Origin of the sequence: Polaribacter haliotis (assembly GCF_014784055.1) — a bacterium.
GTDB classification, from domain to species: domain Bacteria; phylum Bacteroidota; class Bacteroidia; order Flavobacteriales; family Flavobacteriaceae; genus Polaribacter; species Polaribacter haliotis.
The window spans coordinates 696,497-710,003 of record NZ_CP061813.1; the positions used below are offsets into that span (position 1 = coordinate 696,497).

The 13,507-nt window shown below is 29.6% G+C and carries 13 protein-coding genes; 2 read left to right on the forward strand and 11 right to left on the reverse strand.

From position 1 onward, the window contains the following. The first annotated feature begins 205 nt into the window (after positions 1–205). Positions 206–1,744: a T9SS type A sorting domain-containing protein gene (locus H9I45_RS02755; protein WP_088353466.1), complete on the forward strand. Its 1,539-nt coding sequence runs from the start codon at positions 206–208 to the stop codon at positions 1,742–1,744. Positions 1,745–1,755: 11 nt separating this feature from the next. On the opposite strand, the gene hisIE is transcribed toward H9I45_RS02755, so the two are convergent. The 9 genes from hisIE to H9I45_RS02800 all read right to left on the reverse strand — a co-directional run bounded on the left by hisIE (position 1,756) and on the right by H9I45_RS02800 (position 10,514). Continuing rightward, positions 1,756–2,355, reverse strand: a complete 600-nt coding sequence (gene hisIE / locus H9I45_RS02760; RefSeq protein ID WP_088353465.1) for a bifunctional phosphoribosyl-AMP cyclohydrolase/phosphoribosyl-ATP diphosphatase HisIE — start codon at positions 2,353–2,355, stop codon at positions 1,756–1,758. Between the two features lie 2 nt (positions 2,356–2,357). Beyond that, positions 2,358–3,113 (reverse strand): imidazole glycerol phosphate synthase subunit HisF, encoded by a 756-nt coding sequence (gene hisF / locus H9I45_RS02765; RefSeq protein ID WP_088353464.1) that lies wholly within the window; start codon positions 3,111–3,113, stop codon positions 2,358–2,360. 1 nt (position 3,114) lies between these two features. Beyond that, the gene (gene hisA / locus H9I45_RS02770; protein ID WP_088353463.1) at positions 3,115–3,852 is read right to left on the reverse strand and encodes a 1-(5-phosphoribosyl)-5-[(5-phosphoribosylamino)methylideneamino]imidazole-4-carboxamide isomerase; all 738 of its coding nucleotides are present in this window, start codon (positions 3,850–3,852) and stop codon (positions 3,115–3,117) included. 130 nt (positions 3,853–3,982) lie between these two features. Continuing rightward, complete coding sequence (gene hisH / locus H9I45_RS02775) at positions 3,983–4,564, reverse strand: imidazole glycerol phosphate synthase subunit HisH (protein WP_088353462.1); 582 nt, start codon at positions 4,562–4,564, stop codon at positions 3,983–3,985. 74 nt (positions 4,565–4,638) lie between these two features. Further along, complete coding sequence (gene hisB, locus H9I45_RS02780) at positions 4,639–5,775, reverse strand: bifunctional histidinol-phosphatase/imidazoleglycerol-phosphate dehydratase HisB (RefSeq protein ID WP_088353461.1); 1,137 nt, start codon at positions 5,773–5,775, stop codon at positions 4,639–4,641. 50 nt (positions 5,776–5,825) lie between these two features. Beyond that, positions 5,826–6,881 (reverse strand): histidinol-phosphate transaminase, encoded by a 1,056-nt coding sequence (hisC, locus tag H9I45_RS02785; RefSeq protein WP_088353460.1) that lies wholly within the window; start codon positions 6,879–6,881, stop codon positions 5,826–5,828. Between the two features lie 34 nt (positions 6,882–6,915). Beyond that, positions 6,916–8,202: a histidinol dehydrogenase gene (hisD, locus tag H9I45_RS02790; RefSeq protein WP_088353459.1), complete on the reverse strand. Its 1,287-nt coding sequence runs from the start codon at positions 8,200–8,202 to the stop codon at positions 6,916–6,918. 137 nt (positions 8,203–8,339) lie between these two features. Next, positions 8,340–9,197, reverse strand: a complete 858-nt coding sequence (hisG, locus tag H9I45_RS02795) for an ATP phosphoribosyltransferase (RefSeq protein ID WP_088353458.1) — start codon at positions 9,195–9,197, stop codon at positions 8,340–8,342. 282 nt (positions 9,198–9,479) lie between these two features. Then, a complete protein-coding gene (locus tag H9I45_RS02800; RefSeq protein ID WP_088353457.1) occupies positions 9,480–10,514 on the reverse strand; it encodes an endonuclease/exonuclease/phosphatase family protein in 1,035 nt (344 codons plus the stop codon). Positions 10,515–10,652: 138 nt separating this feature from the next. Between H9I45_RS02800 and H9I45_RS02805 the strand changes: the two genes are divergently transcribed. After that, positions 10,653–11,177 (forward strand): thioredoxin family protein, encoded by a 525-nt coding sequence (locus H9I45_RS02805; RefSeq protein WP_088353456.1) that lies wholly within the window; start codon positions 10,653–10,655, stop codon positions 11,175–11,177. Between the two features lie 2 nt (positions 11,178–11,179). Here H9I45_RS02805 and H9I45_RS02810 read toward each other — a convergent pair whose 3' ends face one another. Both H9I45_RS02810 and typA read right to left on the reverse strand, forming a co-directional pair. Beyond that, entirely contained in the window at positions 11,180–11,560 is a 381-nt protein-coding gene (locus H9I45_RS02810; protein ID WP_088353455.1) for a hypothetical protein, read from the reverse strand. 68 nt (positions 11,561–11,628) lie between these two features. Then, positions 11,629–13,398 carry a translational GTPase TypA gene (gene typA / locus H9I45_RS02815; protein WP_088353454.1) on the reverse strand — a complete coding sequence of 590 codons (1,770 nt, stop codon included), beginning with the start codon at positions 13,396–13,398 and terminating at the stop codon, positions 11,629–11,631. Positions 13,399–13,507 lie beyond the last annotated feature (109 nt).

Consider the following 13,507-nt stretch of genomic DNA (forward strand, 5'->3'; position numbering starts at 1 on the left):
TTGTAATTTTACCTACTTTATATTCTAATAATGAATACAATATAGTTTATTTAGTTTTATCAAGTACTTATAAATTTACAAAACTAAATCTACAGAGTTGAAAAAAGCTCAATTTAATAAATAATCATTATTTTTAGATTTATTTAAAAATAATATGAAAGTGTTAAATATGTTTTTTTAAACGTTTTGAAACACACAATTAATTATGATAAAAACTTTTAAAGCTATTCTTTGTTTTATCTTTTTTACGAATATTGCAAATGCGCAGTATTTGGAAGTTGCTTCTAATGGAAGTATACAACTTACAAAAAACAGCTTTTTATCTATAAACAACATAACAGTAAATTCTGGTGGTTCTGTAATATTAAATTCTGATGCAAGCCATAGTTCTTCTTTATTAGTAGCAGGAACTTCAATAGGGAAAATTACTTATAATCGGTTTTTAAATAGTGCAAATTGGTATTTAATAAGTGCACCAATAACTTCGCAATCTGTTGCAGACTTCGTTACAACTAACACTCCTGCACTAAATACAAATGGAACTAAATCTGCATTAGGTGTTTATATTTCAGAAAATGCAGAAACTACAAAATGGAGTTATTATGACACGAGTGATATGCCAACAGAACTTACAAGCGATTTAACTAGCGGAAAAGGATATACTGTAAGCAGAAAAACTGCAGGTTCTTTAACTTTTACAGGTAATATCGCTACTAATAATGTTTCTGTACCATTAATCACAGCAAGTGGATCACATTTATGGCATAGTGTAGGAAATCCTTTCCCTTCCTTTTTACCTGGAAATACTGCTGCAGGAGCTACAAATATTCTAGGTCAAAATAATGCAAGTTTAAACCCTCTTTTTTCGTTTTTATATGTTTTTAATGGTACAAGTTACCAGCCAATAGCAATAGATGATGCTGCATTTCATATTGCACCAGGACAAGCTTTTATGGTAAACCCTAAAAGTGCGAACGAAAGTTTTACTTTCTCAGAGGCTTTAACTAGTCATCAATCTAAAGCTACTACATTTTATAAAACTACTAATAATAATGAAGTTCGTGTAAAAATTATAATGAATGATGGGGAAACAGAAAAAAATACAACAATTCGTTATTTAACAAACGGAACCAAAGGTTTAGATGTTGGTTATGATGCAGGTGCGTATCAAACAAGTACACCAAAATATGCATTAAATACAAGATTAGTTGATAATAGTTATGAAGTAGATTTTACAATACAAGTATTACCAAATAAAAATTATGAAAGTAATATAATTCCTTTATCTGTATATGCAGAAACTGGTAAAGAATTAACTTTTAATGCTACAATAGAAAATTTACCTCCAGATATTAATGTATTTATAGAAGACAAAGAATTAGCAATTATAAAAAATATAACTACAAATAGCTATCAAATTAAAGTAGATAAAAATCTAAAAGGAAATGGACGCTTTTATTTACATACGAGTACAAAATCTGTGTTATCTTTAGAAGATTTTATTACAACAAATATTTCAATTTATGCTAATCAGCAAAGAGAATTAGTTATAAATGGACTTATTTTGGGTAGTAAAGTACAAAGTAAATTATATTCTTTACTGGGTAAAAAAGTGCATAACAGTTATTTTACTGCGAATGGGGTTCAGTATATAAAATTGCCTAAGAAAATTGCCAAAGGTGTTTATATAGCCAAAATTTTAGTAGATGGTAAAACAGTTTCTAAAAAAATATTAATTAATTAAACTTTCTAATTTCACTTCTGTCTTTTCATTAATTCTGCTTCGATATCTTTTAAAGTAAAGCCTTTTGCTTGTAATAACATTAAATAGTGAAACATTAAATCTGCAGATTCATATAAAAACAATTCGTCGTTATTGTCCATTGCTTCAATAACAGTTTCTACAGCTTCCTCTCCTACTTTTTGCGCTACTTTATTAATTCCTTTAGCAAACAAACTTGCTACGTAAGATTTTTGAGTATCTTTATTAGAAACTCTTTCTGTAATTACGTTTTCTAAAGTAGAAAAGAAACCATAATTCGAATTGTTCTCTTCATTCCAACAAGTATCTGAACCTTTATGGCACGTTGGTCCATTTGGATTCACTTGAATTAATAAAGTATCGTTATCACAATCTAATTTAATATCGACTAAATTCAACACATTTCCACTTTCTTCACCTTTTGTCCAGAGTCTATTTTTAGTTCTGCTAAAAAATGTTACTAATTTTGTTTCTTGAGTTTTAGCAAAAGCTTCTTCATTCATATACCCCAACATTAACACATTTTTTGTAGTTGCATCTTGAATGATCGCTGGAACTAATCCATCGTTATTTTTATTGAAATCTATGTTCATTATTATAGTCTTACTGGAATATTATTCTTGTTTAATTCTTGTTTTAATTCTAAAATCGGAATTTCACCAAAATGAAAAACGCTTGCTGCCAAAGCTGCATCAGATTTTCCTTCTACAAATGTATCAATAAAATGTTGCACAGTTCCTGCTCCACCAGAAGCAATAATAGGTATATTTAATTCTGTTGATAATTTTGCTAAAGCTTCATTGGCAAAACCTGCTTTAGTACCATCATTATTCATAGAAGTAAATAAAATTTCTCCAGCTCCACGTTTTTCTACTTCTTTTGCCCATTCAAATAAATTGAGTTCTGTAGGAATGGTTCCGCCAGCCAAATGCACAATCCATTCTCCATCAACTTGTTTTGCATCAATTGCAACAACAACACATTGGCTTCCAAATTTATCAGCTAATTCGTTAACTAACTCTGGTCTTTTAATTGCTGATGAATTTATAGAAACCTTATCTGCTCCACATTGTAATAACAAATCTACATCTTCAACTGAAGAAATTCCACCACCAACTGTAAATGGAATATTTACTTGTTCAGCAACTTTTAAAACCATTTCTCTCATGGTTTTTCTACCTTCTAAAGTGGCAGAAATATCAAGAAAAACCAATTCATCTGCACCTAATTCAGCATATTGTTTTGCTAAAACTACAGGATCTCCAGCATCTATTAAATTAACGAAATTTACACCTTTTACAGTTCTTCCATTTTTAATATCTAAACAAGGTATTATTCTTTTTGTGAGCATTTTATTTATTTAAAATGAAGTTTTCTAATTGTTTTAAGCTTATTTTATTTTCATAAATAGCTTTTCCAATAATTACACCTTCGCAACCATTTTCTGCTAATTTTGGCAATTCATCAAATGTTGAAATTCCACCAGAAGCTATCAATTTTAAATCCTTTACTTCGGATAAAACTTCCTTATAAATATCAAAACTTGGTCCTTGCAACATTCCATCTTTAGAAATATCTGTACAAATTACATACTGAATTCCCTTTTTATGATAATCTGCAATAAAAGGAATCAATTCTAAAGAACTTTCTTCTTGCCAACCATTTGTTGCTATTTTTCCTCCTGAATTATCTGGATAAAAATCTGCTCCTAAAATAATTTTTTGAGCTCCAAATTTTTCAATCCAACTTTCAAAAATCGTAGAGTTTTTCACAGCAATACTACCTCCAGTAATTTGATTAGCTCCTGAATTAAAAGCAATTTCCAAATCTTTATCAGACTTTAAACCACCTCCAAAATCAATTTTTAAGTTTGTTTTTGATGCAATTTGCTCTAAAACTTTATAATTGATAATCTCACTCGCTTTTGCGCCATCTAAATCTACAACGTGTAAATATTCGATTCCCGCAGCTTCAAATTCTTTGGCAACTTCTAACGGACTTTCATTATATATTTTCTTGGTATTGTAATCGCCTTTTGTTAAACGAACACACTTTCCGTCAATAATATCTATTGCTGGTATTATTCTCATTGATTAACTTGTTAATCAACCCTAAACTTGTTTCAGGGTCTTATTATTACGTTTTTGTCATTCCTGCGAAGGCAGGAACCCATACTAGGTTATTTATAGATTCCTGCCTTCGCAGGAATGACAGACTAAATTATAAATTCAAAAAGTTTTGTAAAATCTTACTTCCTTCTATTCCACTTTTCTCTGGATGAAACTGAACTCCATAAAAGTTATCCTTTTTTAAAGCAGAAGCATATTCAATTTCATAATCTGTTGTTGCAATTGCTTCAGCACAACTTTCTGCATAAAAACTATGCACTAAATACATAAATTCTTTGTTTTTAATTCCTGTAAATAAATCTGATTTTAAATCAGAAATAACATTCCAACCCATTTGTGGAACTTTTACAGCATTTGAAAACTTTTTTACATCAACATCAAAAATACCCAGTCCTTTTGTGTTTCCTTCTTCAGAAGAATTACACATTAATTGCATTCCTAAACAAATTCCTAAAACAGGTTGTTTTAAATTCGGAATTATTTTATCTAAACCACTTTCTTGCAGCATTTTCATTGCAGAACTTGCTTCACCAACGCCAGGGAAAATCACTTTATCGGCAGCTTTAATTTCATCAATATTATTAGACAAAATAGCATCTACACCTAATCTTTTAAAAGCAAATTGAATGCTTTTTATGTTTCCTGCTCCGTAATTTATAATTATGAGTTTCATAATTAGTTTTTAATTTTTAGTGTTTAGTTTTAAGTTAAATTACTCAAAACTAAAAATTGATAACTCAACACTTTTTAAAGCATTCCTTTTGTAGATGGTAAAAACATCTTATTTGAATCTCTTTTTACTGCCATTTTCATTGCTTTCGCAAATGCTTTAAAAATTCCTTCAATTTTATGATGTTCGTTAACGCCTTCTGCTTTAATGTTTAAGTTACATTTTGCGCCATCTGTAAACGATTTAAATAAGTGAAAAAACATTTCTGCTGGCATATCCCCAATTTTTTCACGCTTAAAATCTGCGTCCCATTCTAGCCAATTTCTTCCTCCAAAATCAACAGCAACTTGCGCTAAACAATCGTCCATTGGTAAGCAAAAACCATATCTTTCAATTCCTAATTTATTTCCTAATGCTTTGTTGAATAATTCACCAAAAGCAATCATAGTATCTTCTATTGTGTGGTGTTCATCTACTTCTAAATCGCCATCCACTTTAATCGTTAAATCCATAGCACCATGTCTCCCAATTTGATCTAACATATGATCGAAAAAGTGTAAACCTGTAGAAATATCATTCTTACCAGAACCGTCTAAATTTAGTTTGATATATATCTTCGTTTCATTTGTATTTCTTGTAATTTCTGCAACTCTATCTTCTAATTTTAAAAACTCGTAAATCGCTAACCAATTTGTACTTGTTAATGCAATACAGTCTAAAATTTCTTGTTTAGAAGTTTCAATTTCATCTGCTCCTAATTCTGGGTTTTCCGATAAATAAATACCTTTTGCACCTAAATTCTTCGCCAATTCCATGTCTGTAATTCTGTCTCCTAAAACAAACGAATTTTCTAAATCATACTCATCAGAAAAATACTTTGTTAGTAAACCAGTTCTTGGTTTACGAGTTTCTGCATTTTCGTGTGGAAACGTTTTATCAATCAAAATTTCAGAAAAAACAACACCTTCTTTTTCGAAAGCAGCAATAATTTTATTTTGAGCAGGCCAAAAAGTATCTTCTGGAAAAGAATCTGTTCCTAAACCATCTTGGTTGGTAACCATCACCAATTCATAGTCCAATTCTTTGGCAATTTTTGCCATATATTGGAACACTTTCGGATAATACTCTAACTTTTCTAAACTATCTAATTGATAATCTACTGGCGGTTCTAACACCAAAGTTCCATCTCTGTCTATAAATAATACTTTCTTCATGATTAACTTGTTCATCAATCCCAAACTTCGTTTCAGGATCTTTTTATATTTTACTGAATCGCCTTTAAAGCACGAATCAATTTTAAATTTTCTTCTAAAATACCAACACTAATTCTCAAACAATTTTCACACAGAGGTTGTGTCGTTCTATTTCTAACGACAACACCATATTCTAATAACTGGTTATAGCGTTTATTGGCATCATCTACCTTAATTAATAAAAAATTACCATCAGAAGGATACACTTTTTCAATATAACTAACACAACATTCTAATTCGTCTTTTAATCGTTTTCTTTCGCTAATTAATTGTGAAATTTCGTTTTTAACATCCTCATAATTTCGTAAACGCTCCACCGCTTTTTGCTGAGTAAGCTCATTTACATTATATGGAGGTTTTATATTATTTAAAATTTTAATAATTTCTTCTGAAGCATAACAAACGCCCAATCTAATTCCAGCCAATCCATAGGCTTTTGACAATGTTTGAGTGATTATTAAATTCGGAAACTTTTTAATCTTTTTTAACCAACCTTCATGTTCAGAAAAATCGATATATGCTTCGTCTATAACTACTAAACCATTAAATTTCTTTAACAATTCAATTACTTTATCTTCCGAAAAACTATTTCCTGTAGGATTGTTTGGCGAACATAAAAATAAAATTTTTGTCTGATTATCAATCGTACTTAGAATTTTTTCAACTTTAGGTTGAAAATCTTTATCTAATAAAATTTTTCGATTCTCTATATTATTGATATTCGCTAAAACAGAATACATTCCGTAAGTTGGTGGTAATGTAATTACATTGTCTTCTTTTGGCTCACAAAAAGCTCTAAAAATTAAGTCTAAAACTTCGTCACTTCCATTTCCTAAAAGAATATTTTTCTCATCTATTTTTTTACATTTTGATAAAATTCTTTTGACACCAATTTGTTGAGGATCTGGATATCTATTTACACCATTTTCAAAAGGGTTTTCATTGGCATCTAAAAAGATCATTTCGTCAGATGAAATATCTTTATATTCATCTCTTGCTGAAGAATAAGGCGTAATATTCTTAATATTTGGCCTTACTAAATTGTTTATATCGAAGGTTGATTTCATACTTAAAAGACTTGTTTTTACGAATAATGTTACATTAATTTTTCAAATCTTTTAAACGAATTGAAACAGCATTTTTATGAGCTTGTAAACCTTCTGCTTCTGCCATTAACTCAATTGAACTTCCAATATTTAAAATACCTTCTTTAGATATTTTTTGAAAAGTAATACTTTTTGTAAAACTATCTAAATTTACGCCTGAATATGCTTTCGAAAATCCGTTTGTTGGTAAAGTATGGTTTGTTCCTGAAGCATAATCTCCTGCACTTTCTGGTGTATAATTTCCAATAAAAACCGAACCTGCATTTTCTATATTATCGATGTAAAAATCGTTGTTATTTGTACAAATAATAAAGTGTTCTGGTCCATATTCGTTGATTAAATCCAACGCAATTTCATCAGATTCTACAAAAATAGATTTCGAATTATCAATTGCTTTTTGAGCAGTTTCTTTTCTTGGCAGGTCTAAAATTTGTTTTTGAATTTCTTTATCAACTTTACTGATTAAGTCTTTTGAAGTAGAAACCAAAATAACTTGACTGTCAGCTCCATGTTCTGCTTGACTCAATAAATCTGAAGCGACATAACTTGCATTAGCAGAATCATCTGCAACTACTAATAATTCACTTGGTCCTGCAGGCATATCAATTGCAACTCCGTATTTTGTTGCTAATTGTTTTGCAACCGTTACAAATTGATTTCCAGGACCAAATATTTTATAAACTTGCGGAATTGCTTCTGTTCCGAATGTTAAACCTGCAACAGCTTGAATTCCGCCAACTTTAATAATTTTAGTAACACCACATAAATTTGCCGTAAATAAAATCGCTGGGTGAATTTTACCTTCTTTATTTGGAGGAGAACACAAAACTATTTCTTTACAACCAGCAATTTGTGCAGGAATTGCCAGCATTAATACTGTTGAAAAAAGTGGTGCAGTTCCTCCAGGAATATACAAACCAACTTTTTGAATGGGTCTTTTTTCTTGCCAACAAGAAACTCCATTTGTAGTTTCTACAGAAACTTTTTCGGTTTTTTGAGCTTTATGAAAAACCGTAATATTTTTATGAGCAACTTTAATTGCTTCTTTTAATTCATCTGAAACTAGAGAAATTGCTTCTGTAATTTCATTTTCTGAAACTAAATTGTCTTTTACAGAAACACCATCGAACTTTTGAGTGTATTTTTCAATTGCTTTGTCTCCATCTTTTTGTACTTCAAGAAAAACTTCATTTACAGTTCCTTCAATATCGTCGACTGTTTTTGTAGGTCTTTCTAGAATTCTATTCCAATCTTTTTTAGATGGATTATTAATTATTTTCATAATTCTATTCACTTTTAAACTTGCGTGAGCGTTAGGGATTGAATGGTTTGTTTGAGCTCTTTTATCTCTTGAAAAGAGATAGAAAGCGAGTAATGAAAACCCGTTAAAACGCCCAAAAAATCATTCAACTTTTTAAATTAAAGCACCATTTTTTCAATTGGGCAAACTAAAATACCTTCTGCTCCATTTGCTTTTAAATCTTCGATAATATCCCAGAATTTATTCTTTGTAACAACTGTGTGTACAGAGCTCCAACCTTTTTCTGCCAAAGGCAAAACTGTGGGACTTCTCATTCCTGGCAACAAAGATAAAATCTTATCTAACTTGTCATTTGGCGCATTTAATAACACATATTTAGAATCTCTACCTTTTAAAACAGACTGAATTCTAAACTGAATTTTATCTAAAATTGCTTTTCTTTCTGTTGAAATTTGAGGTGAAACCGCTAAAACCGCTTCCGACTTAAATAAAACTTCAATTTCTTTTAATCCGTTTTTAAATAAGGTACTTCCACTTGAAACGATATCGCAAATTCCGTCTGCCAAACCAATATTTGGCGCAATTTCTACAGAACCATTAATGTTGTGTAATTGTGCATTTATATTTTGTTCTTTTAAGAACTTTTTTACGGTTTCTGGATACGAAGTTGCAATTCTCTTTCCTGATAAATCTTTTAAAGAGTTCGCTTTCGATTCTTTAGGAACTGCAATTGAAACTTTACATTTAGAAAATCCTAAGCGTTCTACAAATTCTAAATCACTTCCTTTTTCTATTAAAACATTTTCTCCAATAATGGCTGCATCTACTACTCCATCTCGTAAATATTGTGGAATATCTCCATTTCTTAAGTAGAAAACTTCTACAGGAAAATTTCTTGCAGCTGCTTTTAATTGATCTTTTCCATTGTCGATAGAAATTCCGATATCTTTTAAGATACTCATAGAATCTTCATTTAATCTACCTGACTTTTGTACTGCAATTCTTAAATTACTCATTATTTTTTGTTTTATGCCTGAGCAAATACGGTTTAAATAAAAACCCGTTTGATTTGCTCAAACGGGTTTTTAAAATATCTTGATTTTATTCAATACACTTTTAAATCGCTTGATTGCAATTGTAAAAATGATGATGATGAAATTGAATAAAGTTCATGTCTTTTATTGTTGTGCAAATATCTTAAATTTATTTTTTAAAATGCAAAGGATATGTGTAAAATTTAAGTTAAGATGCTAATATTTATCAATATTAATAAATATGTTTAATTTTTATGAAATATATTAATTTTTAAAGATTAAAGTTGCGAATACTGCTTTATGATCTGATGGCCAAGACAAATCGCTTGCTAAAAACACATCGTTTTCTACATTTTCTGATGATTTTTTATTTCTTACAAAATAATTCTTGGAACCAACAACTGCGATATTTTCAACAGAAATATCTTCACCTAAATAATAAACAAAGTCTATTCTATCTCTTTCATCTGCTTTAGGAGTCCAACTTGTACTCACATCTTTACTCATTTCAGATGGCCATGTAAAGCCAGGGTTTTTAAGTGCGTTTGGATATTTTTCTCTGTAAACATCTACAAAACCTTTATCTTTTAGAAATAAACTGTTCTGCCAATTTACTACCAAACCATTATGATCATATAAATTTTTAGTCTCTTCTTGCCAATCTAAATGAGAAGGTTCATTAAAATCGCCCAATAATATTAATGGTTTTTCTGAATCTTTTAAATTTGAAACAAAATCTTTTAATTGTTCATCTCTTTTTGAAGACAAATTATAGCTTAGAATACTATCTACAGATTTTACGGGTGTTAATTCTCCTTTATTATTGGTGATTTCTCCCCAATTTGGTGTGCCTCCATAATATCCTCTTGGTAAATAACATGCATATTTTGTATAATCTAAATGTGCAACTGCTACATAAATATCTTTCTCATTTACTTCTAATTTAAACTTACTGATGCTATTTTTTCCTGTTAAATTAGAATTTTTTATTGGATATTTACTTAAGATTGAAGTATCTCCACCTGCATAACCTCTATAATATTTTACACCATTTTCTTCTAATGCTTTTTGCATTTTAGAAGTCCAATCTCCAGAGTAATTTCTAACCTCTGTAAAACCAACAACATCTGGTTTTACATTTAAAAGTACATTTTTAATATGTGTAAATCCATCGTCCACTTTTGTGCCTTCTTGATAAATATTAAAAGCCATAAAGCTCACGTTCTGTTCATTATCTGATTCTGGTTGACAATTAAATAATAAAAAAGCGAGTAAAATTATTCCTATTTTCGTTTTCATTAGTTACGTATATTAGTTTTATTATAAAAAATATGATTTAACATAATTATCTTTAGTACAAATATTCTAAATTATTTTATAAATATGGAGAAAAAATTGCATTTAATTTGATTACTTTTAAAATCTAAAATAGATCTCATGTTTCTAAAAAAAATACTACTTAGTACAATTTTCATTGCATTTATTACATCAAATTCATTTTCTCAAAAATCTACAGATGAAATTTTAAAGGAAGCTAAAATACAGGCAAATAATGAGGATAAAGCTATTTTTATAAAATTTGAAGCTTCTTGGTGTGGTTGGTGTCATAAAATGACAAAAGACATGAAAGCTAAAGAAACTAAGATTTTTTTTGAAGATAACTATGTAATTGTACCTATCGTTGTAAAAGAATCTGCAAAAAATAAAAAATTAGAAAACCCTGGTTCCACAGAATTACTAAAAAAATATAATGGAGATAAAGCTGGTTTACCTTTCTGGGTAATTTTAGATGCTAATATGAATGTAATTACGAATTCTTATAATGATAAGAATCAGAATTTAGGTGGACCTGCAAGCCCTGAAGAAGTTAATACTTTTATTAAAAAATTAAAAAAATCTGCTAAAAATATTTCTGAAAATGATATTGAAAATATTAAAAAACAATTCACTTTAAAAAACTAATATTATAATTCTTGAGGCGAAATTTCTGGCAATTTATTTTTAAAGCTTGGGTAATTCTCTCTGTAAGAAACTAGTTTCTTTTTTGAAACCAACACTATTAAATCTTCATTTAAGGTAAATAAAGTACCTGTTCTAAATGACTCCATTAATAATCTTTCTATTTCTATAACTGCGTCTTCCAAAGAAAATTGCTTGTATTTTTCTTCACTTTCATGACGATATTTAAATTCAAAAACTTGCTTCCCCTCAATAATATGTAAACGCATATATACATTTAATAAACCTTCACTTTTTCTAAGAGGTTTACTTAAGGTTAATTTCACAAAAACATCGTTTTTAAGACTTTGTTGTAATGTTTCGAAAAGTTGTTTAAAATCACTCATAATGCAAAGATAAAAAAAGCTCAAGTTTTAAAACTTGAGCTTTTTAAATATAATTTAAAATGTATTTATTATCCTTTAAAATTGATTTTACGCATACGTAAACTCTCTGGAGTAACTTCTAAATACTCATCATCTTTAATATATTCCATATTTTCCTCTAAAGAGAAATCTACTTTTGGTGCAATTTTCATTGCGTCATCTGTACCAGATTTACGCATGTTTGTTAATTGCTTTCCTTTAATTAAATTCACAGCCATTTCATCTGATTTAGAGTTTTCTCCAATCACCTGACCAATGTAAATTTCTTGGTTAATATCAATAAAGAAACGTCCTCTATCTTGTAAACGGTTTAACGCATATGCAGTTGCTTTACCTGCAGCAGAAGAAACAATTGCTCCTTTTATCTCCTCAGTAAAATCTCCTTTGTAAGGCCCATATTCAGAAAAACGGTGATTTATAATTGCTGCACCAGCTGTTGCAGTTAAAATTTTATTTCTTAAACCAATTAAACCTCTAGAAGGTATAGAAAACTCTAAATGTTGTAAATCTCCTTTTGGCTCCATAACTAACATGTCTCCTTTTCTAAGTGACACCAAGTTAATTGCTTTAGAAGCTACATCTTCAGGAACATCTATAGATAGAGTTTCGTAAGGTTCGCACTTTACACCATCTATTTCTTTAAGGATTACTTGTGGTCTACCCACTTGTAATTCATACCCTTCTCTACGCATTGTTTCTATTAAAACAGATAAGTGTAAAACTCCACGTCCGAAAACGTTAAATTTATCTTCAGAATCTGTAGTTTCTACTTTTAATGCAAGATTTTTTTCTAATTCTTTAAACAATCTGTCTCTTAAGTGACGAGATGTTACATATTTACCTTCTTTACCAAAGAAAGGAGAATTGTTAATTGTAAACAACATACTCATTGTAGGTTGGTCAATTTCTGTTCTTGGCAATGCTTCTGGATTATCTAAATCTGCGACTGTATCTCCAATTTCAAAACCATCTAAACCAGTAATTGCACAAATATCTCCACAAGGAACTTTATCTACTTGTGCTTTACCCATTCCTTCGAATACGTGTAATTCTTTAATTCTTACTTTTTTAGTAGAACCGTCTGCTTTACAAAGCATATAATCTTTACCTACTTCTAAATCACCTCTAAAAACACGTCCAATTGCTATTCTACCTGTAAAAGAAGAAAAGTCTAAAGAAGTAATTTGCATTTGAGCAGTACCCTCGTTATATTTTGTTGCTGGAATAGATTCTATTACTGCATCTAATAAAGGTATAATATTGTCTGTTTCGTTTTTCCAATCTGTAGACATCCAATTGTTTTTTGCAGACCCATAAATAGTTGCAAAATCTAATTGTTCTTCTGTTGCTTCTAATGCAAACATTAAATCGAATACTTTTTCGTGTACAATATCTGGTGTACAGTTTTCTTTGTCTACCTTGTTTACTACAACAATTGGAGTTAACCCTAATTCTAAAGCTTTACCTAATACAAAACGAGTTTGTGGCATTGGCCCTTCGAATGCATCTACTAATAATAAAACTCCATCTGCCATCTTTAATACACGCTCTACTTCTCCACCAAAATCGGCGTGACCAGGAGTATCAATTACATTAATTTTTGTTCCTTTATATTGTACAGAAACGTTTTTTGAAAGAATTGTAATTCCTCTTTCACGTTCTAAATCGTTATTATCTAACAATAAGTCTGTACGTTCTTTACGATCGTCTAAAACTTTTGCTTGATCTATAATTTTATCTACTAATGTTGTTTTTCCGTGATCAACGTGAGCTATAATAGCGATGTTTCTAATTTGCATGCTTAATTTCTTAAATTTCGTGCAAAAGTAGTTGTTTCTAAGTAATTTAAACGACTTCTCTCTATTTATTTTTTGATTTTGATGATTGATTTTTAAAAACATTCGTTTT